Origin of the sequence: Streptomyces sp. NPDC014734 (assembly GCF_043083325.1) — a bacterium.
GTDB lineage: Bacteria > Actinomycetota > Actinomycetes > Streptomycetales > Streptomycetaceae > Streptomyces.
In genome coordinates this window covers 176835-199256 of record NZ_JBIBYN010000017.1, presented here as the reverse complement: position 1 = coordinate 199256, position 22422 = coordinate 176835, and the positions used below count along the sequence as shown (strand labels likewise).

The 22422-nt window shown below is 70.0% G+C and carries 23 protein-coding genes and 1 tRNA gene; 10 read left to right on the top strand and 14 right to left on the bottom strand.

Annotated elements, in window-relative coordinates; genetic code table 11:
• The first annotated feature begins 106 nt into the window (after positions 1 to 106).
• The 7 genes from ACF1CT_RS25415 to ACF1CT_RS25385 all read left to right on the top strand — a co-directional run bounded on the left by ACF1CT_RS25415 (position 107) and on the right by ACF1CT_RS25385 (position 6152).
• On the top strand, positions 107 to 322 hold the full coding sequence (locus tag ACF1CT_RS25415) for a hypothetical protein (RefSeq protein WP_391786248.1): 216 nt from the start codon (positions 107 to 109) through the stop codon (positions 320 to 322).
• Complete coding sequence (locus ACF1CT_RS25410) at positions 319 to 549, top strand: hypothetical protein (protein WP_391786247.1); 231 nt, start codon at positions 319 to 321, stop codon at positions 547 to 549. The genes ACF1CT_RS25415 and ACF1CT_RS25410 overlap by 4 nt, the downstream gene beginning before the upstream one ends.
• Before the next feature lie 484 nt (positions 550 to 1033).
• On the top strand, positions 1034 to 1873 hold the full coding sequence (gene sph, locus ACF1CT_RS25405; RefSeq protein WP_391786246.1) for a sphingomyelin phosphodiesterase: 840 nt from the start codon (positions 1034 to 1036) through the stop codon (positions 1871 to 1873).
• Positions 1874 to 1970: 97 nt separating this feature from the next.
• Entirely contained in the window at positions 1971 to 2741 is a 771-nt protein-coding gene (locus tag ACF1CT_RS25400) for a response regulator transcription factor (protein ID WP_391786256.1), read from the top strand.
• A gap of 4 nt (positions 2742 to 2745) precedes the next feature.
• Complete coding sequence (locus ACF1CT_RS25395) at positions 2746 to 4767, top strand: sensor histidine kinase (RefSeq protein ID WP_391786245.1); 2022 nt, start codon at positions 2746 to 2748, stop codon at positions 4765 to 4767.
• 124 nt (positions 4768 to 4891) lie between these two features.
• Positions 4892 to 5314, top strand: coding sequence for a hypothetical protein (locus ACF1CT_RS25390; protein ID WP_391786255.1), 423 nt, complete (start codon positions 4892 to 4894; stop codon positions 5312 to 5314).
• Positions 5315 to 5504: 190 nt separating this feature from the next.
• Complete coding sequence (locus ACF1CT_RS25385) at positions 5505 to 6152, top strand: class F sortase (RefSeq protein ID WP_391786244.1); 648 nt, start codon at positions 5505 to 5507, stop codon at positions 6150 to 6152.
• A 106-nt stretch (positions 6153 to 6258) separates the two neighbouring features.
• On the opposite strand, the gene ACF1CT_RS25380 is transcribed toward ACF1CT_RS25385, so the two are convergent.
• Positions 6259 to 6489: a hypothetical protein gene (locus ACF1CT_RS25380; protein ID WP_391786243.1), complete on the bottom strand. Its 231-nt coding sequence runs from the start codon at positions 6487 to 6489 to the stop codon at positions 6259 to 6261.
• A gap of 167 nt (positions 6490 to 6656) precedes the next feature.
• Between ACF1CT_RS25380 and ACF1CT_RS25375 the strand changes: the two genes are divergently transcribed.
• A complete protein-coding gene (locus ACF1CT_RS25375) occupies positions 6657 to 8597 on the top strand; it encodes a multicopper oxidase family protein (RefSeq protein ID WP_391786242.1) in 1941 nt (646 codons plus the stop codon).
• A 168-nt stretch (positions 8598 to 8765) separates the two neighbouring features.
• Here the strand turns inward: ACF1CT_RS25375 and ACF1CT_RS25370 are convergent, their stop codons facing one another.
• The 6 genes from ACF1CT_RS25370 to ACF1CT_RS25345 all read right to left on the bottom strand — a co-directional run bounded on the left by ACF1CT_RS25370 (position 8766) and on the right by ACF1CT_RS25345 (position 13752).
• The gene (locus ACF1CT_RS25370) at positions 8766 to 9035 is read right to left on the bottom strand and encodes an SHOCT domain-containing protein (RefSeq protein WP_391786241.1); all 270 of its coding nucleotides are present in this window, start codon (positions 9033 to 9035) and stop codon (positions 8766 to 8768) included.
• A gap of 258 nt (positions 9036 to 9293) precedes the next feature.
• Positions 9294 to 10169 carry a universal stress protein gene (locus ACF1CT_RS25365; protein ID WP_391786240.1) on the bottom strand — a complete coding sequence of 292 codons (876 nt, stop codon included), beginning with the start codon at positions 10167 to 10169 and terminating at the stop codon, positions 9294 to 9296.
• 452 nt (positions 10170 to 10621) lie between these two features.
• Positions 10622 to 11296: a CBS domain-containing protein gene (locus ACF1CT_RS25360; RefSeq protein WP_391786239.1), complete on the bottom strand. Its 675-nt coding sequence runs from the start codon at positions 11294 to 11296 to the stop codon at positions 10622 to 10624.
• A gap of 950 nt (positions 11297 to 12246) precedes the next feature.
• On the bottom strand, positions 12247 to 12588 hold the full coding sequence (locus ACF1CT_RS25355; RefSeq protein WP_391786238.1) for a hypothetical protein: 342 nt from the start codon (positions 12586 to 12588) through the stop codon (positions 12247 to 12249).
• Positions 12589 to 12614: 26 nt separating this feature from the next.
• Positions 12615 to 13523 (bottom strand): radical SAM protein, encoded by a 909-nt coding sequence (locus tag ACF1CT_RS25350; RefSeq protein WP_391786237.1) that lies wholly within the window; start codon positions 13521 to 13523, stop codon positions 12615 to 12617.
• Positions 13524 to 13578: 55 nt separating this feature from the next.
• Positions 13579 to 13752 carry a hypothetical protein gene (locus tag ACF1CT_RS25345; protein ID WP_391786236.1) on the bottom strand — a complete coding sequence of 58 codons (174 nt, stop codon included), beginning with the start codon at positions 13750 to 13752 and terminating at the stop codon, positions 13579 to 13581.
• 303 nt (positions 13753 to 14055) lie between these two features.
• Here ACF1CT_RS25345 and ACF1CT_RS25340 point away from each other — a divergent pair, with 303 nt between their 5' ends.
• Positions 14056 to 15309, top strand: a complete 1254-nt coding sequence (locus ACF1CT_RS25340) for a helix-turn-helix transcriptional regulator (RefSeq protein ID WP_391786235.1) — start codon at positions 14056 to 14058, stop codon at positions 15307 to 15309.
• A gap of 354 nt (positions 15310 to 15663) precedes the next feature.
• On the opposite strand, the gene ACF1CT_RS25335 is transcribed toward ACF1CT_RS25340, so the two are convergent.
• Entirely contained in the window at positions 15664 to 15945 is a 282-nt protein-coding gene (locus ACF1CT_RS25335) for a helix-turn-helix domain-containing protein (protein ID WP_391786234.1), read from the bottom strand.
• Between ACF1CT_RS25335 and ACF1CT_RS25330 the strand changes: the two genes are divergently transcribed.
• Positions 15830 to 16684 (top strand): hypothetical protein, encoded by an 855-nt coding sequence (locus tag ACF1CT_RS25330; RefSeq protein WP_391786258.1) that lies wholly within the window; start codon positions 15830 to 15832, stop codon positions 16682 to 16684. The genes ACF1CT_RS25335 and ACF1CT_RS25330 overlap by 116 nt on opposite strands.
• 177 nt (positions 16685 to 16861) lie before the next feature.
• Here ACF1CT_RS25330 and ACF1CT_RS25325 read toward each other — a convergent pair.
• The 6 genes from ACF1CT_RS25325 to ACF1CT_RS25300 form a co-directional block, all read right to left on the bottom strand.
• A tRNA-Leu gene (locus ACF1CT_RS25325) sits at positions 16862 to 16946 on the bottom strand.
• 259 nt (positions 16947 to 17205) lie between these two features.
• Entirely contained in the window at positions 17206 to 18237 is a 1032-nt protein-coding gene (locus ACF1CT_RS25320) for a sugar phosphate isomerase/epimerase family protein (RefSeq protein ID WP_391786233.1), read from the bottom strand.
• Positions 18238 to 18267: 30 nt separating this feature from the next.
• Positions 18268 to 19680, bottom strand: a complete 1413-nt coding sequence (locus tag ACF1CT_RS25315) for an alkaline phosphatase family protein (protein WP_391786232.1) — start codon at positions 19678 to 19680, stop codon at positions 18268 to 18270.
• Complete coding sequence (gene eboE / locus ACF1CT_RS25310; RefSeq protein WP_391786231.1) at positions 19677 to 20852, bottom strand: metabolite traffic protein EboE; 1176 nt, start codon at positions 20850 to 20852, stop codon at positions 19677 to 19679. The genes ACF1CT_RS25315 and eboE overlap by 4 nt, the downstream gene beginning before the upstream one ends.
• Before the next feature lie 4 nt (positions 20853 to 20856).
• Positions 20857 to 21705 (bottom strand): TatD family hydrolase, encoded by an 849-nt coding sequence (locus ACF1CT_RS25305; protein ID WP_391786230.1) that lies wholly within the window; start codon positions 21703 to 21705, stop codon positions 20857 to 20859.
• Positions 21705 to 22406, bottom strand: coding sequence for an EboA domain-containing protein (locus tag ACF1CT_RS25300; protein WP_391786229.1), 702 nt, complete (start codon positions 22404 to 22406; stop codon positions 21705 to 21707). The genes ACF1CT_RS25305 and ACF1CT_RS25300 overlap by 1 nt, the downstream gene beginning before the upstream one ends.
• Positions 22407 to 22422: the final 16 nt, after the last annotated feature.

Genomic DNA, 22422 nt, shown 5'->3' with positions numbered 1-22422 from the left:
CGTCCAGTCACCAGATAGTCACCACGCAGTCACCACCGCGCATGGCACCGCTGATAAATCCTTGGCGACGTCGTCACCTACTAGCGGAAATGGCGGAGGCGTGGGGATGTCCAGAACTGCACAATCGGGGCCCGTCCACCTGACCAACGACGGCTTTACGGCCGAACCCCGGGTGACACCGGGGTGTGCCGTCTGCCAGGCGCTGAAGAAGCAGTGGTGGCAGGCGTCGGACCCCGGGAACCCCGCGTACAACGCGTCGCACGCCACGGACCTGGCGGTAGAGCTCCGACGCCACCCGCACCCGAGGAAGACGCCCCGATGAGCTCCCGCGCGCTGTTCCGGTACGAGGACCACACCATCCAGGTCCACCCCGACTTCCCCACGTGGTACTCCGCCCACTGTCGGAACTGCGAGTGGTCGGCGCCCCCGCAGATGTCGAGCGCCGACGTCGACCGGGCGTGCATGGAGCACGCCGGCCGCAGCAACCACAGGCGCTTCGAGCGCTTCGCCCGCGGGGAGGCGTTCGGCACCCGCGCGGGAGAGTCCTAGCAATCACCTAGAAAGCAGACATGCCAGACCCTGACAGCTTGATCAATGCTCGCAACGTCGTGACCAGTGCAGCAGCAGCCATAGCCGCAGAGGTGGCGGAGGCGCGACACCTGACGGCGCGTGACCGGCACACCGCACTTGCTACCGACGCCATCGAGTTGCACGTCAGCCGACTGTGCGCCGTCGCCCTCAGCTCCTGCGCCGGAGATGACGTGCATGGAAGGTGCCGATTACCCGACTGCGAGTGCCCATGTCACTGACCATCACTACATCCACTGAGGAGACGCACATGTCGAAGGACCAAGAGCCGAAGCCGGAGCCGACACCCTTGCCGGAGCCGATCGGGTGCGGCGGATGCGGAGTACCACCGCCCAACCGTTGCACGGACCCCGCCAACCACCAACTGCGCAGATGACCTCCTGACGCCCGCCCCGTTCTCCGAGTCATGGAGGGCGGGGCGTACTACAGTTAGCCTGTAGTGCCGATGAGCAAGAACCTCTACCCGAACTGGGGGCAGGACCACCGGGCCTCGGAGATACCGAAGGCCTCCTTCTTCCAGGGCAATGACGTCGTGGTCCTGCAGGAGGCGTTCGACAACGGCGCCTCCGACGCCCTGCTGCGCAACGCCGCCGACCGGTACCCGTACCAGACGCCCGTGGTGGGCCGGAGCCGGAGCGGCTGGGACGCGACCGGTGGGGCGTACTCGGCCACCACTCCGGAGGACGGCGGTGTCACCGTGCTGAGCAAATGGCCCATCGTGCGCAAGGAACAGTACGTCTACAAGGACGCCTGCGGCAGCGACTGGTGGTCCAACAAGGGCTTCGCGTATGTCGAGTTGAACGTCAACGGCGCGCGGGTCCACGTGGTGGGGACGCACACCCAGTCGACCGACTCCGGGTGCGGGCCGGGCGAGGCCGCCGCGAAGCGCGGCCTGCAGTTCAGGCAGATCGGCTCCTTCCTCGACGCCAAGAACATTCCGGCGTCCGAACAGGTGATCGTGGCAGGGGACTTCAACGTCGACTCGCGCTCCGCCGAATACGCCTCCGTGCTCGCCGACGCGGGGCTGTCCGCCGCCGACGCCCGCACCGGCCACCCCTACTCGTTCGACACCCGGGACAACTCGATCGCCGCGGAACGCTATCCCGACGACCCCCGGGAGGACCTCGACCACGTACTGCACCGGACCGGGCACGCCAAGCCGTCCGGGTGGACGAACACCGTGGTCGAGGAGGAGAGCGCGCCCTGGACGGTGTCGAGCTGGGGCAAGGACTACACGTACACGAACCTCTCCGACCACTACCCGGTGATCGCGGCCGCACGGTAGGCCGTGGACGGAACGGCGCGTTCGGGGCCGGCTCGTACGAACGGCCCCGAAGGTTCGTTCGGACTCATCTACGATCGTACGTGTGTGCGCAAACGTCATGGTCGCCGAAGACGACGAGAAACAGGCAGAACTCGTACGCCGCTATCTCGAACACGAGGGGCACTCGGTCACGGTCGTCGGGGACGGGCTCGCCGCCCTCGCCGAGGTCCGGCACCGTGAACCCGACCTGTTGGTGCTCGATGTGATGATGCCGCGGGCGGACGGCCTGGACGTGGTACGCGTGCTGCGCGCCGAGCACCGGGAACTGCCGGTGCTGATGCTGACGGCCCGGAGCACCGAGGACGATCTGCTGCTGGGCCTGGACCTCGGCGCGGACGACTACATGACGAAGCCGTACAGTCCGCGCGAGCTGATGGCACGGGTGCGGACGCTGCTGCGGCGCAACCGCCGGGCGGTGGCCGCGGACCCCGTCGAGGACCAGGTGCTGCGGGTCGGTGCCCTCGCGGTCGATCCGGTCCGGCACGAGGTGTCGGTGGAGGGACGGCTCGTGGAGTGCACCCGCGGCGAGTTCCGCATCCTCGTCGCCATGGCGGCCGAGCCCGAACGGGTCTTCTCCCGGCAGCGGCTGCTGGAGGAACTGCACGGCTTCGACCGGTACATCAGTTTCCGGACCGTTGACGTACACATCATGAACCTGCGGAAGAAGATCGAGCGCGCACCGCGCCGCCCGGCCCGGCTGCTCACCGTCTTCGGTGTGGGGTACAAACTCACCGACCCGGAGAGAAACGCCTCACGGACCGCGACGCCGGGCGCTCCACCCACCCGGGCCACGTCGTCACGGGCGTCGTCCCCCCGCGCGTCGTCGTAGCGGGATGCGGAACACACCGGAACGTCCCCGGTCGCAGCCGGTCCGTCGTGCGCGGCTCGGCCGACTGCCCCTCCGCAGGAGTCTGTTCGGCCGTCTGCTGGCCGTATCGGCACTGGTGGCGGCTTGTTCGGTCGCCGCGACCGCCTGGCTGGCCGTGCAGACCACGTCCGGTGCCATCAAGCAGGAACAGGGGCAGAACCTCACCGCCGACGCCAGGATCTACAACACCCTGCTCGGGTACGCGGCCGCCCATCCCACCTGGGAGGGCGTCGACCGCACCGTGCGCGATCTGGCACAGCAGTCCGGTCGGCGCATCGCGCTCACCACCGAACAGCGCGCGCCGCTGGCGGACTCCGCGACGCAGCCGTCCCCTCCCGCCCTGCCGCCCCAGGCATCGGCGATCGTCGATCCGCTGGCCGTGGACACGGCCCTGTCCCAGCCGGTGGGTCCGGCGGGCACCGCCGCCGACCGCGTCGACCCTCGGGCGGTCGGCCCGTTCCGGCTGCCCGAGGCGGAACGCTCCGCGTTGCAGCGACACGCCGAGCGAACCGTGGCGTGTCTGAGCCGGGCCGGGGTCGCGGCGGACGTGGTACGGGGCCCGAGCGGACGCCCACGCATCCAGGTGGTCGGCAACGACCCGGACCGGGTTCGGGGCACGCGGTGCGCGTCCGAGGAGCTGGACCGGCCGACCGCGACCGAGCGCAAGGCGCTGAGGGCGCTCAACCAGCTCGCCGACGCCTGCCTGAAACGCCAGGGCCGCGACGGCGTGCAGCTGAATCTGGACCTGTCCTGGGTGGAGCTCTCCGAGGCGCCGATGCCGGCCCCCCGGGAGCGGCTGGCCCCCCGGGAGCGGCTGGCGGCCGAGGCGGCCGTACCGGTGCCGAGCATCCGCACCGGCGAGGACGATCGGGCCACCGCCTCCTGTGTGGGCACGGCCCGCCGCGAGCAGCTCAGCTCCCATGTCGCCTCCCCCGCGATGCTGTTCATCGGCGACGATCGCGGTACGACCGTGCCCGGCTTCGCCCTCTCCCCGGCGAACACCGCGAAGATCGCGGGCGTCGCGGCTCTCGTCCTGGCGCTCACCGTCGGGGCCACGATGCTCGCGGGCGCCCGGCTGGTACGGCCGTTGCGTGCCCTGACGGGGGCCGCGCAGCGGATGCGGGACGGGGAGGAGTCCGTGCCCGTACTGGTCACCGGCGACAACGAGATCGGGCGGCTCGCCGCCGCCTTCAACGACATGTCAGCCCACCGTGCCCGGCTCGAAGGGCAGCGCAAGGACATGGTCAGCGACGTCGCCCACGAACTGCGCACTCCACTGAGCAACATCCGCGGCTGGCTGGAGGCGGCACAGGACGGCCTGGCGGAACCCGACCCCGCGTTCATCGCGTCGCTCCACACCGAGGCGGTGCAACTCCAGCACATCATCGACGACCTCCAGGACCTGGCCGCCGCGGACGCGGGCGCGTTGCGCCTGCACGTCGAACCGGTCCGCGTCGAGGAGGTGCTCGGACAGGTCGCCGCGGCCCACCAGGGCCGGGCGGAGACCGCCGGGGTCGTGCTGACCGTAAGCGACACGGCCTGCGACCGTCCCGTCCCGGAACTGACCGCCGACCCGGTCCGGCTGCGGCAGGCCATCGGCAATCTCGTCTCCAACGCGGTACGCCACACCCCTGCGGGTGGACACGTCACCCTGCACGCCCGCACGTCCACGTCCGCGGACCAGGTGGTGGTGGACGTCACCGATACGGGTGGCGGCATCCCGGCCGCCGATCTGCCCCATGTCTTCGACCGGTTCTGGCGGGCGGAGAAGTCCCGCAGTCGCCGCACCGGGGGAAGCGGTCTCGGCCTCGCGATCGTGCGGAAGCTCGTCGAGGCGCATGGCGGATCGGTGACCGCGATCAGTACCGAGGGGAAGGGGTCGGTCTTCACGCTGCGGTTGCCCACGGTGCCCGCGGAGGCGGGGGCACGAGGGGAACAAGGTGCGGCTCCGGAGCCGGGGACGGGATCTGGTGCGGGACCGGCCTGATGCGATGACCACGGCGACCTGACAGCTTCCTCACAACTCCGCGCCAGCCTGTCGGCATGCCTCGGCGCCCGGTGCGAACCGGAATCCGGGAACGCCGGGGCCGACCTGAAGTGGAGTCATGTCTATGCTCTCTCGCTCGTCCCTGCGTACCGCCGTCCTCGCCGCCGTCGCGGCCGGTGCGGTGCTCATCCCGTCCGCCGCGGCGCTCGCGGACACCCCGGCGCCGTCGGCGCCCTCTCTCGAAAGGTCGGCCGCCGCCGAGGAGGCTGCGAGCGCCGTGCCCGCCCGGGGCTCGGCACCGTCGGTCGCGCCCCGGGGCGGCGTCGCCGCGGGCGAGGACCCCACCCCGGTCCCGGCCGAACGCGCGGCGGCCGCGAAGCGTGCCGCCGCCGCTCCCCGGGGTGGCGTGGCCGCCGGCGAACGGCCGGCCGCGACCTCCGGCGACAGCACCGCCGTCCTCGCCGGGTCGGCCGCCGCCGCGCTCCTGGTGGCCGGTGCGGGAACGCTCGTGCTGCGTCGGCGCTCCGTCGGACAGCCCGGCCGCTGACCCGGCCGGGCGTCGCCGCCCGCCCGTCGTACGGCCGCCCCGCGTGGTGGCCCGCGCCGGGTGGCCGGCCTCGCACGGCGGCTGATGTTCTCGTGGCGCCGCCCCGGACGGGGCGGCGCCCTCACGTCTCCCGGTCCTCCCGTCCGCTCCCCCTTTCCCCGCTGTTCACCCCGTTTCCTGGAGCCGCACCATGTCCCTTACATCCCCGACGTTCAGGCGCGCCCTTCTTCCGGCCCTCGTCTGTCTCGCCCTCGCCGGCTGTACCTCCGGGGAAGCGGACACCCCGTCCGCCGCGCAACGGGGCGAGGGAGGCTCGTCCGCCACCCGGATATCGCCGAGCGCCTCGCAGGGAACGGAGCACCGGGAAGGGGGCGGACCCGGGACGGGAGGGGCCGCCGCACAGCCCGTACAGGTCGGCATCCCGTCGATCGGGGTGAACAGCGCGGTGATGCGGCTCGGGCTGAACGAGGACGGCACCGTGGAGGTACCGCCGGCCGACAAGGGAATGACCGTCGGCTGGTACACGGGAAACCCGGCGCCCGGCGAGCCCGGAGCCGCCGTTCTCATCGGCCACAACGACACCCGCTTCGGCAAAGCCGTGTTCCACGACCTGCGGAAGATAGCCAAGGGCGCGGACATCGCGATCCGCAACGACCGTGGCGCCGAACTCCACTTCCGGGTCACCGGCACCGAGACCGTGAGCAAGAAGGCGTTCCCGACCGAGAAGGTCTACGGCGCCACCCACGAGCGCGCCCTGCGTCTCATCACCTGCGACGGTTCCTTCGACGCCCAGGGCCACCCCGTGGACAACCTCATCGTGTACGCCACCCGGGACTGACGGGTCGCGCCACCGTCCGGGGGATCCGTCTCAGCGAAGGCTGAGCGATGAGGGTCCGTCCACGGCGGAGCGCGGGGCACGAGGCGATCGGGAATACCGGGTGCGCTCACCGGGTCAACGCGAGCAGTTCATCGATCACCGGTTCCTCACCACCGTCACCGAGGTGGGCGATGGCCGCGAACGGCGCAATCACCTGGCTCCAGGCATGGAGCCGGCCGCCGTCGAGTCCGCACGCCGCCGCCACGTGCGCGCAGCGGGTCTCGACGCCCTCCGCCCTTGTCGGACAGGCATCCCGCGGGTTCCGGCACATATGCGTACAGGCCCAGAGCATGTTCACGTCCCGGTCGCCGGATCCCTCCCCTGGAGCATCATGACAACGCACGGATCTGCCGACTGCAAGAACCTGATGGTGCCCGTGCTTGTCGGCGGTCTCGGGGCACCGTCGGGCGGAGCCGGTGGAGGAAGCAGCACCGGAGTCGGTCCGACAAGTGATGGAGGATGTACGTGGTCTCGAGACGACGTGTCGTGCAGGCAGCAGTCGGCGGAATGTTCGTGCTCCTTCCGGCAGCCACCGCGCCTCCACGTCTGCGCGACCTCGGCGGCAAGGGCGTTCTGGATCCGGTGAAGGTGGACAAGTACGTCACTCCGCTCGTCGTCCCGCCCGTCATGCCGCAGGCCGGCGGCTCCGTTGCCGGTCACATCGACCACTACGTGATCGGCGTGCGGCAGTTCCAGCAGCAGGTGCTGCCCTCCGGTCTGCCGGCGACGACCGTGTGGGGGTACGGATCGACTCCGCATCCGCGCAGCTTCCACTACCCCGCCTTCACCATCGAGGCCCGTGCCGGAACGCCTGTGCGGGTGAGGTGGAAGAACCAGCTGTTCGACCGCAGAGGGCGGTACTTGCCGCACCTGCTGCCGGTCGACCCCACACTGCACTGGGCGAACCCTCCGGGCGGGGCGTCGGCCCGGGACTCACATCCCGGATTCCGCTCGACACCCGGACCGTACTCGGGCCCGGTGCCGATCGTGACACACCTGCATGGCGGGCAGAACTCGGAGGAGAGCGACGGCTACACCGAAGCCTGGTATCTTCCCGGCGCGCTTGACATTCCTGCGGGATACTCTGAAGTCGGTTCGTTCTACGAGGAGTTCAAGGACAAGTTCGAAGACCGGTTCGGCGACGCCTGGGGCCGGGGGGATGCCGTGTTCCAGTACGCCAACGCGGAGAGACCCTCGACCTTCTGGTTCCACGATCACGCCCTGGGCGTCACACGGCTGAATGTCTACGCCGGACTGGCAGGGTTCTACCTTCTGCGCGGCGGCCCTGCGGACCTTCCCGACGGGGTATTGCCCGGTCCCGCACCCCGGGCCGGTGATCCGCCCGGCCGGAAGTACTACGAGATCCCCCTCGTCGTCCAGGACCGCTCGTTCCACGTCGACGGCAGCCTCTACTACCCGGCCGGACGCACTGCCTTCGACGGATTCAAGGGCCCCTACATCCCGGACAGCGACATCTCTCCGATCTGGAACCCCGAGTTCTTCGGCAACACGATGGTGACCAACGGGAGAACCTGGCCGGTCCTTCAAGTCGAACCGCGCCGCTACCGGTTCCGGCTTCTCAACGGATGCAACTCGCGCCACCTGATCCTGAAGATCGTCACCCGCCCACTCGCCCGCCGCCCCGCGGCCCCCGCCCTCCCCTTCTTCCAGATCGGCAGTGAGGGAGGCTTCCTGCCCACGCCCATACGGCGCGACCAGGTGCTCATCGCTCCCGCCGAGCGCGCCGACGTGATCGTCGACTTCACATCGGTACCGGCCGGGACCGCGTTGTATCTCATCAACGAGGGCCCTGATAAAGCGTTCCAGGGCGGGAGGGCGGGTGCGGACTTCTCCCCGGCCGACCCGGCCACCACCGGGCAGATCATGAAACTCACGGTAGGAGCACTCACCGCTCCGGACAGGACCGTCCCGCCCTCCCAGCTGTCGCTGCCGTCGTTCCAGCCGTTGGGAGAGGCGAGCCGCATCCGACGGCTTTCCCTCAGTGAGCAGAACTCCACGTCACTCCCGCACGTCGGCCCCCGACAAATGCTGCTCGGCACCCTGGGCCGAAACGGAGCCGCTGTCCCGATGCACTGGGACGACCCCGTCACGGAGAATCCGGCCCTGGGCGCGACCGAGATCTGGGAGATTCACAACCTCACGAAAGATGCCCACCCGATCCATATCCACGAGGTTCAGTTCCAGGTCCTCGACCGGCAACAGGCCGGCCGTGCCGCCCGGCCCGCGGAGCCGTGGGAGAGCGGCTTCAAGGACACAGCAGTCGCCTACCCGGGTGCTGTGATGAGGCTGAAGGCGACATTTGACCGGCCTGGCCGGTACGTGTGGCACTGCCACATGCTCGAACACGAGGACAACGAGATGATGCGCCCCTACACCGTCGGATGACGGCGGAGGGGGCTCTGCCACTTCCCGCGCCCGCAGTGCTGCCCCGGAGCGAGATCACCCCAGCCGGGAACCGTGGGCAGATGTGCTGCCGGCGTATCCCGCGCACAGCGCTGCCCCGCACCGCAGCTACGCCCCTGGATACCCGGCCACGGTGTGCGGCAGCACTGTTCACCGCTGTTCACGCAGCAGCGTGAGGCGGCGTTTGTACTCGTCCTCGTCGATTTCCCCACGGGCGAACCGTTCTGCGAGCAGGTCCTCGGCTCGTCGGCTTCCCCATGCCGTCTCACCGCTGGGCGGGCCGGGCTGATGACCGCGCCGGGTGTTGGTGATGTAGTGAGTGAGAGCTATGACCCCGACGATCAACAGCAGCAAGAACACCACCATGATCACGGTCATGAGGAACCATCCGCCCCCACCCCAGCCGCCGTACCACATCATGCCGATCACCTTCTTCAGGACGGCCGGTCGTCGACAGTTCCAGGATGGCCCACGCGGCGCCGTCGAGCAGCGGGACCACGGGCCCTGCCGCGCTGGACGGCCCGCACGGTCTGTGCGGGGGTGGTCGCTGACGAGAACCTGATCAGGGCGCGGGGCCCCACGTGCCGCAGCACGCGGGTGAGAGCGCCACGTCGACGGTTCCGTCGAAGATGTGGTCGGCCCGAAGTGTCAACGTGTCGGTCCCGTGTGGTTCCTCGCTCAATCGTGGGGGACGACCGCCACAGGGCAGCGTGCGTGATGGATGGCGGCCTGGGCCACGGGGCCCAGGTGCGGTGCCAGGGCGCGATGGTGTCGTCGTCGGCCGACAACCAGCAGATCAGCGCCCTCGGCAGCCCGTACGACGGCCTTGGCGGGGCCTACGAGTGAGGTGCTGTCGGTGACGTCCACCTGCGGGAACCTGTCGTGCCAGGGACGGAGGGTCTGGCCGAGGAGCTTCTGCGCGTCCTGAACGATTCCTTCCGCCACGTCATGGTTCACGCCCCAGGGCACGTATGCGTCCACCGGCAGGCTCCGGCCGTGGACGACCCGAAGTGGCGTGCCTCGCGCAGCAGCGGTCTCGAAGGCGAATTCGAGCAGGTCGTCGCAGGTTCCGTGCAGTTTGAGCGCCACCACCACGCCGCTCGGCGCAGTTCGGGCGGATTGCCGGCCGTCCTCGCCCGTGCCGGCCCGCACCAGGACCACCGGCCGCTCGGCGCGTGCCACGACGGGCATGCTGATGTCGCCGAGGAAGTAGCTCTCGACGGGCACCAGCCCCCGCGAACCGAGCACGATCATCTCGGACTCCGATGCCGCGCGGAGCAGCGCGTGCTCGGCATCGTCAGCGACCAGGCTGCCGACGACGGGCAGGCCTGGGTGGTGTGCCTGGAGCTCTGTCCGCGTGTTGTGCACGATCCGTCTCGCCCAGTAGTTCTGATCCATCTCTGCGGGCATGCGGGTCGGTTCCGGCACCAGCAGGGGCCACGCGTGCAGCAGGCGCAGCGTGAGCTTGCGCCGTTCGGCTTCGTCGGCGGCCCAACGAGCAGCGGCCAGGCTCTCGGGGGACCCGTCGAGGCCGACGGTGACGACTGGCTCCATGACGACTGCCTCCGTCTCGCAAGAAGCCGGAACGACGGTGTCGGCGCGCCGCCCTTCCGTACTGCTGTCGCCCCTGTGCCCCGACCCAGGGCGCGGAGAACGACGGCAGGGGATCGACGGGGTGAGCATCTGCGCAGACGCACCGAACGCGGGGGCTGTTCGTTCGACAACTACCTCAGATCCTTCCGTGGCGCATGCGGAACCCGGCGTGGCGCTCGGGGAGGAGCCCGGTCCGCGCGCGGCGGACAGCAGGTGGCATGCTCCGGTGGTTGCGCATCGACGGGCCAGGCCGGCGGAAGAATCCGCCGCCGAGGCGCTCCGGCGCGGAGAGCGGACTCCGCCGGACGGGACTGCTCCGGCTGCGCGTCGTGAGGGCGGTGAAGTGATCTCGGAACAGGCGTACGGCGGGACGGTCGCCGGCCCTGTGGTCGGACAACGGCGGCACGGCAGCCTCATGTGCCGGCGGGTGAGGGCCGTACATCGTCGGTCCGGTAATTCAGGCGTTCAGCGACGGACACCACGCCGTCGACGCTCCGGCACAACCGGTCGATGATGGGAATCAGGCTCTTGAACTCGACGGATCCGCTGAGGACCACCTCCCCCTGCCGGACCTCGACCGTCACCGCCGAGGGTGCGAGGCCCAACGTCTGCTGCAGCACATCGCGGTTGATCTCCTCACGGATGGCATCGTCGTGGCGCAGGAAGACCCGCAGCAGGTCTCTGCGGCTGACGATGCCCAGCAGTTTGTCCATCTCGTCCACAACGGGCAGACGTTTCACATCCTGTACTTCCATGAGGCGGGCTGCCTCGACCACGGTCCACTCCGGACGCGCACACACCGCGGGGGCCGACATCAGCTCCTCCGCTCTGGCCCCCTCGGCCTTGGCTCGCTCCCACGCCTCGATATGCGGCACCGGCGTCAGCCCGGACGGATCGGCCTGGTCGGAGGACTTGCGCAGCAGGTCGGCCTCGGACACCACGCCCATGGGCCGGTCGAGTTCGTCCACCACGGGCACTGCGGTGACATCGTTCTCCGCCAGCAGTTCGACGATCTCCTTGAACGGCAGGTCACGCCGTGCTCGGACGACGTCTCGCGTCATGAGCTCGGCAACGGTTCGATGATGCATGTGACGCCCCCTTCGGGGTGTGACGGTCAGAAGTGGTCATGTGTCGAGCGGATCAGGAACCAGACGCCCGCGGTTGAGCCGGCCGGGCCCGTTTTCGGGGCCAGGGGGCCAGAACCGGGCCACTGCACCCGACGGCAGCGGCACGCCGTGCGTGGCAGTTTGAGTACAGCACCATGATGAGGAAGCGGTGACGATCATGCGAGCTCACCTCGGCGATCGCCTTGTCGTCGAAAGTCCGGCCGGCGGCGATCCGGTGCCCGTGGTCGTTCGACGGGCCGGTCGCCGTCACGGCGCAGCCACGCATACCCCTGTGACAAGGATGCTCTGCCCCGCCGTCGCCTGCCCGGCCAAACGCCGCAGCCTCGGCCGGAACCCCCGCCTGCCCCGCATCCGCCGGATCGCCGCCCAGTCTCTCCTCCTCGCCTTCCGGACCGCCCACGCCAACCGCCGCAAACCCAGAACCCCCACCGCCGGACCCCGAACGGCTACCTCCCCGACAACACCCCGGAAACCTGCCCCCACACCCCATCTGAACAGCGCAAACACATCCGGCCCGCTGCGAACCCGCAGAGGGCCGGATCACGTCCACCACAACAACAAAGCCGGTCAAAGCGACAAAGTATCGCTTTGACCGGCTCTATTCTGTTGGTTGACCTTGGTGTCCGAGGGGGGACTTGAACTCTTCTCTCGGGCACCAGCTCCCAATGACTCTGACCTGGGAAAACGCCCTCCGGCAAGCGGGATTTCGGCTGGCGCTTCTCCTCTTCTTTCCTGCTGTTTCCTGTGCTTTCGGGCCTCTGTTGGTCATGCGTTGGTCATGCGTGATCACGCCGACCTCGCCCGTCGATCGGGCCCTTCTCGGACGCGCCGAGACCGTTCCAGTCCGTCGAGCCGGACGCCCCACCCGCACGGCCACGGGGCAGCGCACGGACGGGGCGTCGTGGATCTCGCTAGACGTGCTGGGGCACGTTCAGGGAACGCAGCTCGGTCAGTCGCCGTTGGTAAAGCGGCCCGGCCACATGGGCGGCGCGTGCCTCGCTGGGGGCGGACTGCTCGATCAGGTGATGGGCCACGGCCTTGAGATGGGCCGACCACGCGAGCACGTGCTGTTGCGCGGTGCGCCCGCACTCCTGCGGCTCCCCGGGCAGACACAGCGGAAGCGTGGGACCGACCTTGTTCGCGGCGTGCCGGATGTACCCGGCGACGACCGCCCACTCCTCGTCGCTCCGCTGGACGGCGTCGGGGGAGGCTTCCGTCCCCCACCTGCCGAAGTCGTCTCCGTGGTCGTCCATCTGTGCACCCCAGGGTTCTCGGAGGGTCAAGCGGGTGCGCCGATCGTAGCGGCTTCGGCTCCCGCGTCTGCCTCCCTCGGATCGCAGTGCCCGACCGAGGGAACGCAGGGCTGGCACGGCCCGCACATCGGGAGGAACTGCGGGGGCGTGCAGGACTGCGCCCGCTCCCCGTGCACGGCCGTGATGTCGGCGGTCACCCGGGTCATCTGCGGGCCGCCCCAGATTTCGGCGAGCGGCGTATCCCGCACGTTGCCGATGGTGAGGAACCGCCCCAGGACGCAGGGCCAGACGTCGCCGGTCGGGCCGATGGCGCACTTCTCGTGAGCACAGTGTCCGCACAGGTCGGCGATGGTCGGCGCGGCTCCTCGGCTGGCCCGTCCGAACGCGCGGGTTCGGTCGCCGCCGATCTCCTCGACTCCGAGTGCGGCCAGATCCCGCGCCGCCTCCTGGACGCGCTGGCCCAAGTTCACGGCGACTACTCCGCCCCTCAGCGGGATGCCCCGCTCAAGCGCCTTGGCGACATTCGCACGGGTGCGCCTGTGAGACCCCTTGAGCCGGGTCACCGTATCGTGGTCCTCCGCACTGTCGGAGTAGTACGACGTTGCCAGCTTGACGCCGCACCCCGTGAAGGACTCCCACAGTTCCTCCCGGATGTGGGTCAGGTTCGAGAACACCTCGATCCCCAACCCCGCCCCGTGCGCGTGCTCGATCAGCTCACGGAGGTGCGGGTACAGCGTCGGTTCCCCGCCGATGAACTGAACGTCCCGTGCCCCGATGGCCGAGAGCTGATCGATCGTGTTCTTCCAGTCCGGCACAGTCATCGTGCCGTGCGTCCCCTTGGGGGACGAGTCGGCGTAGCAGTGGTCACAGAACTCGTTGCAGAGCCCCGTCACCTCTAACCACGCGAACTTCAGCAGGTTCTGGGCAGCGCTCATGGTGAGACTCCTTACGACGTGGGAATGGTGGTTTCCGCTGAGCGGGGAGCGAGCGTCAGAGGTTGTCCGTCAGGGCGAGCGCCACGGTGGCGAAGCACAGGACGACCACTCCGAACGCGAACGTCGGCCACGCGGCACGGCCGAGGAACCGCTTGACGACCGCCCACGTCCGCCGGGCGGAACTCCGCGCGGTTGTAGGTCGCTGTTCGACGACCGGTGGCCGGATCACGGCTTGCCCCTGTGGCTTCTCTGGTTGACCTCCGCGAGCCTGCTCCGCAGGCCGTTCGCGGTCCGCTCCGCCGGGGGTACGTAGTCCGGGCACCGCTCTGATCCACACCGGCACTTCGGCCACCACAGGGCATCCCCCGGAAGGAGGTCTGCTCCTTCCGGGCGGGGGTCGGCTTTCTGCACCAGGAGCACCCCGGCCACTCCGCGTGCTCCGGAGAGACGGGACAGGAATCGTCGGGCCTCAGCGCTGGGCTTCATACCGTTCAGCGTCGGCCTGCGGAGGGTCGGCATCCATTGGCCCGGCATGGGCCCCCGCATGGGCCAAGTTGTAGGCCAGACTGGGTCGATGACGACCGTGATCGGGGCCAACATCAGGCGTCTGCGGAAACAGCGCGGATGGGCTCAGGCACGCTTAGCGTGGGAGCTCTGCCGTGCGGCGGGGGTCCAGGGTGAGCCGGTCAGTGCCCAGGAGATCAGCAGGTGGGAAGCCGGTCGGCGCACTCCGCGCGACTGGCTTCCGTTCCTCGCTGCCGTACTGGGGGTTTCCGTAGACATGCTCACAGGCCCTCCGGTGCCCCCGGAACCGGAGATGCCGGCGCTGGCCGACTACCTGCCCGCAGGGGACCCGCTCGCCCCTCTCAGCACCAGGAGCGGGCGTCGTATCGGCAAAGGGGTTGTACTCGACCTGCACCAGAGGGTTCACGGGCTGCGCCTTGCCGACGATGTCGTCTATGGACTGGATCTCATTGGGCGGGCGATGCGGGACCTGCGCGCCGCCATCACCCTCTACCGGGAAGCCCGGCATACCGAGGAGACCGGCCGCCACCTCTTGAGTCTGATCGGCGAGTTCGCGCAGATCGCCGGATGGATCGCCAGCGACGCCGGGCAGCACGCCGACGCGGAGCGCATCTACCGGCTGGGGCTCAGCGCGGCCCAGCAGGCCGAGGACCACACCTTGGCCGGGAACCTCGCCGGTTCACTGGCCTACCAGCTCAGCAACACCGGCCGCGAAGCGGAAGGACTGGTCCTCGCTCGCGCGGCTCTTGCCGAGGCCGGGCCGGACGCACCCCCGAAAGCCCGTGCGCTGTACCTCGACCGGGTCGCCTGGGCACACACGAAGGCCGGAGGACCTGAGAGCGCGCAGCACGCCATGCGAGCCCTTGGGGAAGCCGGGGAAGCGCTGGCCGAGGACAGCGAGGGAACTGAGTCCCCGACCTGGCTGTACTGGGTTGAAGCTGGCGAACTCAAAGTCATGGAATCCCGCGTCTACACCGAACTGCACCGACCACTCCGGGCCGTGCCACTCCTGCGGGATGTGCTCAGCCGGTACGACGCGACCCACACACGGGAACTCGCGCTGTACCTGTCGTGGCTCGCCGTGGCCTACGCCGACGCCAACGAACCAGAAGAGGCTGCGGCGACCGCAGAGCGGGTCATCGGCCTGTCGGCGGACATGGCCAGCGAGCGGACAGCGGAACGGGGGCGGGTCGTACTGGCCCGGCTTGCCGAGTACGCACATGTGCCCGAAGTCCGGACGGTACTCGACAGCGCGGCGTGAGCAGGGGAACCACGACGCGTTCGCCGGACCGATGACGCTCGCCCGCAGCGCCCGGGGTCGCGTGCCCCAGCAGGGCTCACGGACTCGAACGGGACTGTCGCTCTCATGCGATGCCTACGGCCCGCCCGTGTCCTCTGAGCCCCTGTGCTGACACAGGGAACGGCAAGACCCCCGGACGTGGCACCCGGGGCCGTGAGTGAGTGGCCGGTGAGTCCGGCCGTGTTGGCCGTGTACGTCATCGCCCCACCCGGTACATGAACCACATGACGTACGGGCGGCACGCCCCCGGGAACGACGAACGGCCCCGGTGGGGGCCGCTGTCCGTAAAGCCGCCAGAGGTGCTGTGCGCCTGCCTCAGGCGCTTTCTCCCAGGTGGCGGTACAAGGTGGTACGCCCGATGCTCAGGGTCTTGGCAATGGCCGTGACGCTCTCCCCCTTCGCGTACCGGGCACGGGCCACGGCTAGCTTGTCGTCGTCCATGACGGACGGCCGTCCGCCCACGTTGCCCTTGCGGGCCGCAGTGTCCAGAAGCGTCTCGCCCGGAGCGCCGCTGAAACTCCTGGACGGATGGCTCGCCAAGCACCCGGGCGAGGACACGACCAAGGAGGGGTACGAGCCGAAGATCCGGCTGCACATCAAGCCGCACATCGGCAAGGTCAAGGTGGTAGAGGTGACGGATGAGCGGCTTGACGAGCTGTACCGGCTCTTGGAGGCCACGCCCATCGAGGCGAACGGGAACAAGCCGCTCGGCCCCAAGAGGGTCCGCCACATCCACAACATCGTTTCGGCCGCGCTGGACTCCGTGACCGGACCGAGGAAGATCCTCACGGTCAACCCGGCCCACACGGCCAACCCGCCCACGGAGCGCCAGATCAAGGCGGCACAGCCGGACTTCCCGACCCTCAACGATCACGAGACGGGGCGATTCCTGGCGGAGATCTGGAAGCCGTGCGGCAACCGGGCCTGCGACCAGGGGCTGACCCACCACTGCCTCCGGGACACCCCGCTGTGGACCTCGTACGCGGCCACCTCATGCCGCCGCAGCGAAGTCCTGGGGTGGAAGTGGTCGCTCATCCACTGGGATGAGTGCGCCATCGAACTGGCCTGGGTCGTGGTCGAAGAGGGCAACACATATCGGCTGCGGAAGCTGACCAAGGACGGAGACGACAACGCGATCATCTACGTGGACCAAGCCCTGATGAACGTCCTCAAGTGGCAGGAGGAACGCCAGGGCGCGGAGCGGGAACGGCTCGGGAATCACTGGGTGGACTCGTGTTCGCCCGCGACGGCTTCAAGCCGTACCGGGGCGAGGCAGGCGGTCCGCAGGACCCGGAGAAGGTGTCGGCCCGCTGGCGCACGGCACGCAACACCATAGCGCGCTACGGCAGGCGTCGGGCCGAAGGGGCGAAGAAGCTGGCCACTTCCAGCGCTGCCCATATCGGCCTCTCATTCCTGGTCTGACCAGGAGATTCGCTCGGCTGTTGGTCACGTGGTTGGTCACGCCACAGCCGGAGAAACAGAAAAACCCCACGTGAAGTGGGGTCTCTGCCGGTGTCCGAGGGGGGACTTGAACCCCCACGCCCGATAAAGGGCACTAGCACCTCAAGCTAGCGCGTCTGCCATTCCGCCACCCGGACCAGGTGGTCGGCCCCGGTTACCCGCGGCGACATGGAAAACAATACCAGGGGTTCGGGGTGCCTCTCACCCACGTTTCCGGTGGTCAGTGCGGTACGACGGACTCCTCGGACCCCTCCCGCACCGGCATCCCCCGCCATCCGCACGTTTTGCGTTCATTCGCTCACACATGGTGTTCGACGGGCGCGGCGGTAACCCTCGCCGGTGAAACACGCGGCCCTCCTCGCGCCGACGGCGCGAGGAGAGCCGTTCCCGTGACGGTCAGCGGCCTCTGCGGCGCAGTGCGTGCAGATGGGCGGCCGAGCGGCGGGCTGTGGTGAAGGCGTCGACGATCGGCTGGTCGTGCTCGACCTGCCAGTGGTGGTCGCGGCGGCCGCCGTGCGTCCGGGTGACGGCGTTCAGAAAGCCCCGGTAGTCGATGTCGCCGTCGCCGACGTCGACCATGCGGTATCCGTCGCGCGCCGTCTCGTCGTGCTCGCCGTCCTTGACGTGGAAGAGCGGGTATCGGTCGGGGTGCCTCAGCACGTAGCGCAGCGGGTCGAAGGTGTCGGGGGTGCCGTCCACCCTCCTGCCGAACCGGTACTGCCCCACGTAGGCCCAGTAGACGTCCATCTCCAGGTAGACCAGGTCGGGGTCGGTCTCGGCGAGCAGTACGTCGTAGAGGCGGACGTCCGGCCGGTCGGTGGCGAAGGAGAACTCCTCGGCGTGGTTGTGCTGGTAGAACTTCATGCCGCGCGCCCTGGCCGCGGCCCCGTAGGTGTTGAAGTCCTCGGCGGCGCGCTTCCAGGCGTCGACCGTCGATCCGTGGCGGAACGGGCCGGAGGCGGTGCCGATGTGTTTCAGGCCGAGGGCCTGGGCGTCGTCGAGGACCTTGGTCAGGTTCTGCGCGAAGGTGTAGGCGTTCGGGTTGTTGTCGTCGTAGTACCCGACGTGGCTGCCGATGCCGCGCAGGCCGTGGTCACGGGTGAGCCGCTTCAGCCGGGCGAGGGTGATGGGGCCGGCGGAGCCCTGGGTGTAGCCGGCGTATTCGACCTCGTCGTAGCCGTATGCCTCCAGTTCGGCGAAGACCTTGTCGAAGCCGAGGGCGGCGACCTTGTCGCGGAGGGTGTAGAGCTGGATGCCGAGACGGCCGGGCGGCAGCAGCGGGCCGCCGTTGGGCCCGCCATGGGCGGAGGCGTCCGGGGCGGCGGCGCCCAGGAGTGCGGCGGCGGTGGCTCCGGCGGCGACGCCGAGCAGGGAGCGCCTGCCGAGTCTGTGGGCGAGTTCGGCGTCGGCGGGGGTGCGGCGGCTCATGGGGGAACTCCTTCGGGGAACGAGGCGTTGTCAGTGCAGTCCGGCGAGTTCGAGGAGCAGGGACTTCACTTCGGTGGCCCGGACGGGTCCGGTGAACGCGTGGGGGGTGGAGCACAGGATGAGCGGTCCTTCTTCGTCGCTCGCGGGAAGGCGGCCGTGGCTGCCGCGAATGGGTGAGGGGTCCAGGGGCACGACCGCCATGCGGTAGCGCATGCCGAGTTTCTTGCGGGCCACGGCGGTCGCCGCCCTGACCCGGACGTAGGGGTCGTGGGGGTCGAGGAAGAGTTCGGCGGGGTCGTAGCCGGGTTTGCGATGGATCTCGACGAGCTGTGCGAAGTCGGGTGCGCGGGCGTCGTCGAGCCAGTAGTAGTACGTGAACCAGGCATCCGGGTCGGCGACGGCGACCAGTTCCCCGGACCGGGGGTGGTCGAGGCCGTGGGTCTTCTTGCCCTCGTCGTCGAGTAGCCGCTCGATGCCCGGGAGGTCCCTCAGGGCGTCGCGGGTGGCTTCGAGGTCTTCGGGTCGGCGCACGTAGACGTGGGCGAGCTGGTGGTCGGCGACGGCGAAGGCCCGTGAGGCCATCGGGTCGAGGTACTCCATGCCGTCCTGGGTGTGGACCTCCAGGAGACCGGCGCGGCGCAGGGCTCGGTTGATGTCGACGGGCCGGTCGACGCGGGTGATGCCGTACTCGGAGAGGGCGACGACCGTGCGGCCCGCGCGACGGGCGTCGTCGAGGAGGGGGGCCATGGCCCGGTCGAGGTCGGCCGCCGCCCGGTAGGAGCGGGGATCGTCGGGGCCGTAGCGCTGGAGGTCGTAGTCGAGGTGCGGGAGATAGCACAGGGCGAGGTCGGGGTCGCGGGTCTTCAGGATGTGCCGGGTCGCGTCGATGATCCAGCGGGAGGAGACGAGGTCGGCGCCTGGGCCCCAGAAGTGGAAGAGGGGGAAGGTGCCGAACGTGTCGGTGAGTTCGTCACGCAGGTCCGGCGGCCGTGTGTAGCAGTCGGGTTCCTTGCGTCCGTCGGCGTAGTAGACGGGGCGGGGGGTGACGGTGATGTCGGTGTCGGCGCCCATCGCGTACCACCAGCAGATGTTGGCCACGGTGTAGCCGGGGTGGGCGCGGCGGGCGGCGTCCCAGAGCTTGTCCCCGGCGACCAGGCCGTTGTGCTGGCGCCAGAGCAGGACGTCGCCGAGCTCGCGGAAGTACCAGCCGTTGGCGACGATGCCGTGCTCGGCGGGGGTGGTTCCGGTGAGGAAGGTGGACTGGGCGGCGCAGGTGACGGCGGGGAGCACGGTGCCGAGGGGGGCACGGGTGCCGGAGTTCCCGAGGGCCTTGAGGCGCGGCATGTGGTCGAGGAGGCGCGGGGTGAGGCCGACGACGTCGATGACGAGGAGGGGGGTGGGGGTGGGCGGGGCGGGGGTACCGGGCCGCTCGTCCGTGGTCATGGCAGCTCCTTGAGGCCGAGGTCGGTCAGGAGGTCGCGGGCGAGGGCGAGTTCGGCGGCGATGCCGTCGGCGAGCTGGGCCCGTGAGCGGGGGCGCAGTGCCGCCGGGAGCGCCTGCCAGGTGTAGGTCTCGACCTCCAGGTGGTCGGTGAGGGGATGGGGGCCGCCGACCAGCCGGGCCAGGGTGGCGCGGAGCACGGGAAGGGTGGAGGTGAGTGGTGGGGCGGGAGGTGCGTGCAGGGGGACGTGGAAGTGGGCGCGCCAGGGGGCGTCGTCGGGAAGGGCCGGGCCGTGGAGCGCCTCGTCGAGGTCGTCGGTGCCGAGCAGACCGGTCGGGGTGCGGGTACGGGTCTGGTGGAGGAAGCGGGGCTCGGCGAAGGCGGCGAGGGCGGCGCGGGTTCCGGGGAGGTGGGGGTGTTCGGCGTGCAGGGCTGCGGAGAGCTGCGCCTTGGCGACGCGAATGCCCGCCGCTTCGAGGGCGTCGACGGCGGTGTCGGGGTCCTCGAAGGAGGTGGCCAGGTGGCAGGTGTCGACGCAGATGCCGATGCGCGGGTGTCCGACGGCGGTGAGGGGGGCGAGGGCGTCGGTCGTGGTCTCGACCGTGCAGCCGGGTTCGGGTTCCAGGCCGACGCGGATGGATGCGCCGGTGAGGTCGGCGAGCGCGTCGAGGCGTCGGGCGAGAGTGGTGAGCGCGGTGCGGGCGCGCGCGGCGGCGCGGGTGTCGTCGTCGAAGGGGGTGCGCCAGGCCAGCGGGAGGGTGGAGATGCTGCCTTCGGTGACGTCGTCGGGAAGGAGTCCGGCCAGGAGCCGGGCGAGGTCGGTGGTGTGGGCGAGCCGTTCGGGGTCCGTCCAGTCCGGCTCGTACACGCGGTATTTGACCTCGTCGGCACCGAATCCCCGGTACGGGAAGCCGTTGAGGGTGACGACCTCCAGGCCCCGGCGGTCGAGTTCGTCGCGCAGGGAGCGCAGCGCTGACGGGTCGTCGACGAGGGTGCGGGCGGCATCGGCGGCGAGCCACAGACCGATGCCGATCCGGTCGCGGCCGAGCCGTCGGCGGACGGGTTCGCAGTGGTCGCGGAGTTGGGCGCGGACACCTTCGAGGGTTTCGGCGGGGTGGACGTTGGTGCAGTAGGAGAGGTGGACGGTGGAGCCGTCCGGGTGGCGGAAGCGCATCGCCTCACTCCCCGCCGCGCAGGACGGAGTTGCCCTCGTGGAGCGGGCCCGTCGCGGCGGTGTCGAGCCGGAGGCGGCCGCTTCGTCCGTAGAAGGCGACGGGGTTGCGCCAGAGCACCCGGTCGACGTCGTCCTCGTCGAACCCGGCGGCCAGCATCGCGTCGCCGGCCTCACGGGTCATGAGCGGGTCGCTGTTTCCCCAGTCGGCGGCGGAGTTGACCAGGACGCGCTCGGTTCCGTACGTCCTGAGGATCGCGACCATGCGGTCGGCGTCCATCTTGGTGTCGGGGTAGAGGGAGAAGCCCGCCCAGCAGCCGCTGTCGAGGGCGTCCTTCACCGTCGTCTCGTTGAGGTGGTCGAGCAGCACGTGTTCCGGGGGGAGACGGGATTCGTGGACGACGTCGAGAGTGCGGTGCAGTCCGGCGAGCTTGTCGCGGTGCGGGGTGTGCACGAGGGCGGGCAGGCCGTGGTCGGCGGCGAGCTGGAGCTGGGCGGCGAGGGCGGTGTCCTCGGCCGGGGTCATCGAGTCGTAGCCGATCTCGCCGACGGCGACGACGGAGTCCTTGACGAGGTAGCGCGGCAGGGCGTCCAGGACGGGGGTGCAGCGGGGGTCGTTCGCCTCCTTGGGGTTGAGGGCGAGCGTGCAGTGGTGGGCGATGCCGTACTGGGCGGCGCGGAAGGGTTCCCAGCCGAGCAGGGCGTCGAAGTAGTCGAGGAAGCTGCCGGGCGAGGTACGGGGCTGTCCGAGCCAGAAGGAGGGTTCCACGAGGGCGCGTACGCCCACGTCGTACATCGCCCGGTAGTCGTCCGTGGTGCGGGAGGTCATGTGGATGTGCGGGTCGAAGATGCGCATCAGGACTCCTGCGTGGGGGCGGCGGGGCCGGGGGCGGTGAGATCGAGGACCTGGGTGAGACCGGCGGACACGCGACGGCCGGCGGCGATACGCTCTGCGGCGAAGTCGCCCAGCATGCGGGCGAGTTCGGCGTCGCCCCGGGAGCGCCGGGCCAGTTGGCCGACGGCGTCCACGGGGACGCCGGTGAAGAGGCATTTGAGGACGGCGTGGCGCCATTGGTGCGGGTCGAGGTGGGCTCCGGCGTACGGGCCGACGGCCGCGGCGATCAGCCGGGTGTCGTTGGTGCGCAGTGCGTCCTCGACGAGCGGGAGGGCGTCGCGGCCGAGGTCCAGCAGGTGCAGCGCGCGCAGGACGGCGCGCCGTTCGGCGGCGGTGCCCTGCTCGTAGAGCCGGGTCACGACGGGCGGCGCGGCGCGGGCCTCGATGAGCAGCAGGGCGCGTACGGAGTCGGCGTGCTCCGGCCCGCAGTACCGGCCCGCGGCTGCGTAGCGCAGTTCCCACGGGGGGACGCCGTAGGGTTCGATCGGCCGGTCGGTGTCCTCGTGGGCGGCGGTGTGTCCGGCCTCGGCGAGTGCCTCGTCGAGCCAGGCGCGCGCGGCTCCGCCGAGCCGGGTGTCGAGTTCCTCGCGGGTCAGCAGCGGTGCGGTCGTCTCCGGGGGCGTCCGCGGGCTGGTCGCCGCGGATGGCGGTGTCGTCGGCATGGCGTGGGTCCCTTCG

Bases quoted from the DNA above. Each gene is read 5' to 3' on its own strand.
- ACF1CT_RS25415 (WP_391786248.1), top strand. From the start codon at position 107: ATGTCCAGAACTGCACAATCGGGGCCCGTCCACCTGACCAACGACGGC.
- ACF1CT_RS25350 (WP_391786237.1), bottom strand. From the start codon at position 13,523: ATGAGCGCTGCCCAGAACCTGCTGAAGTTCGCGTGGTTAGAGGTGACG.
- eboE (WP_391786231.1), bottom strand. From the start codon at position 20,852: ATGCGCTTCCGCCACCCGGACGGCTCCACCGTCCACCTCTCCTACTGC.
- ACF1CT_RS25355 (WP_391786238.1), bottom strand. From the start codon at position 12,588: ATGGACGACCACGGAGACGACTTCGGCAGGTGGGGGACGGAAGCCTCC.
- ACF1CT_RS25315 (WP_391786232.1), bottom strand. From the start codon at position 19,680: ATGACCACGGACGAGCGGCCCGGTACCCCCGCCCCGCCCACCCCCACC.
- ACF1CT_RS25320 (WP_391786233.1), bottom strand. From the start codon at position 18,237: ATGAGCCGCCGCACCCCCGCCGACGCCGAACTCGCCCACAGACTCGGC.
- ACF1CT_RS25365 (WP_391786240.1), bottom strand. From the start codon at position 10,169: ATGGAGCCAGTCGTCACCGTCGGCCTCGACGGGTCCCCCGAGAGCCTG.
- ACF1CT_RS25300 (WP_391786229.1), bottom strand. From the start codon at position 22,406: ATGCCGACGACACCGCCATCCGCGGCGACCAGCCCGCGGACGCCCCCG.
- ACF1CT_RS25400 (WP_391786256.1), top strand. From the start codon at position 1,971: ATGGTCGCCGAAGACGACGAGAAACAGGCAGAACTCGTACGCCGCTAT.
- ACF1CT_RS25385 (WP_391786244.1), top strand. From the start codon at position 5,505: ATGTCCCTTACATCCCCGACGTTCAGGCGCGCCCTTCTTCCGGCCCTC.
- ACF1CT_RS25360 (WP_391786239.1), bottom strand. From the start codon at position 11,296: ATGCATCATCGAACCGTTGCCGAGCTCATGACGCGAGACGTCGTCCGA.
- ACF1CT_RS25305 (WP_391786230.1), bottom strand. From the start codon at position 21,705: ATGCGCATCTTCGACCCGCACATCCACATGACCTCCCGCACCACGGAC.
- ACF1CT_RS25390 (WP_391786255.1), top strand. From the start codon at position 4,892: ATGCTCTCTCGCTCGTCCCTGCGTACCGCCGTCCTCGCCGCCGTCGCG.
- ACF1CT_RS25335 (WP_391786234.1), bottom strand. From the start codon at position 15,945: ATGTGCAGCCGGATCTTCGGCTCGTACCCCTCCTTGGTCGTGTCCTCG.
- ACF1CT_RS25410 (WP_391786247.1), top strand. From the start codon at position 319: ATGAGCTCCCGCGCGCTGTTCCGGTACGAGGACCACACCATCCAGGTC.
- ACF1CT_RS25370 (WP_391786241.1), bottom strand. From the start codon at position 9,035: ATGATGTGGTACGGCGGCTGGGGTGGGGGCGGATGGTTCCTCATGACC.
- sph (WP_391786246.1), top strand. From the start codon at position 1,034: ATGAGCAAGAACCTCTACCCGAACTGGGGGCAGGACCACCGGGCCTCG.
- ACF1CT_RS25395 (WP_391786245.1), top strand. From the start codon at position 2,746: ATGCGGAACACACCGGAACGTCCCCGGTCGCAGCCGGTCCGTCGTGCG.
- ACF1CT_RS25340 (WP_391786235.1), top strand. From the start codon at position 14,056: ATGGGCCCCCGCATGGGCCAAGTTGTAGGCCAGACTGGGTCGATGACG.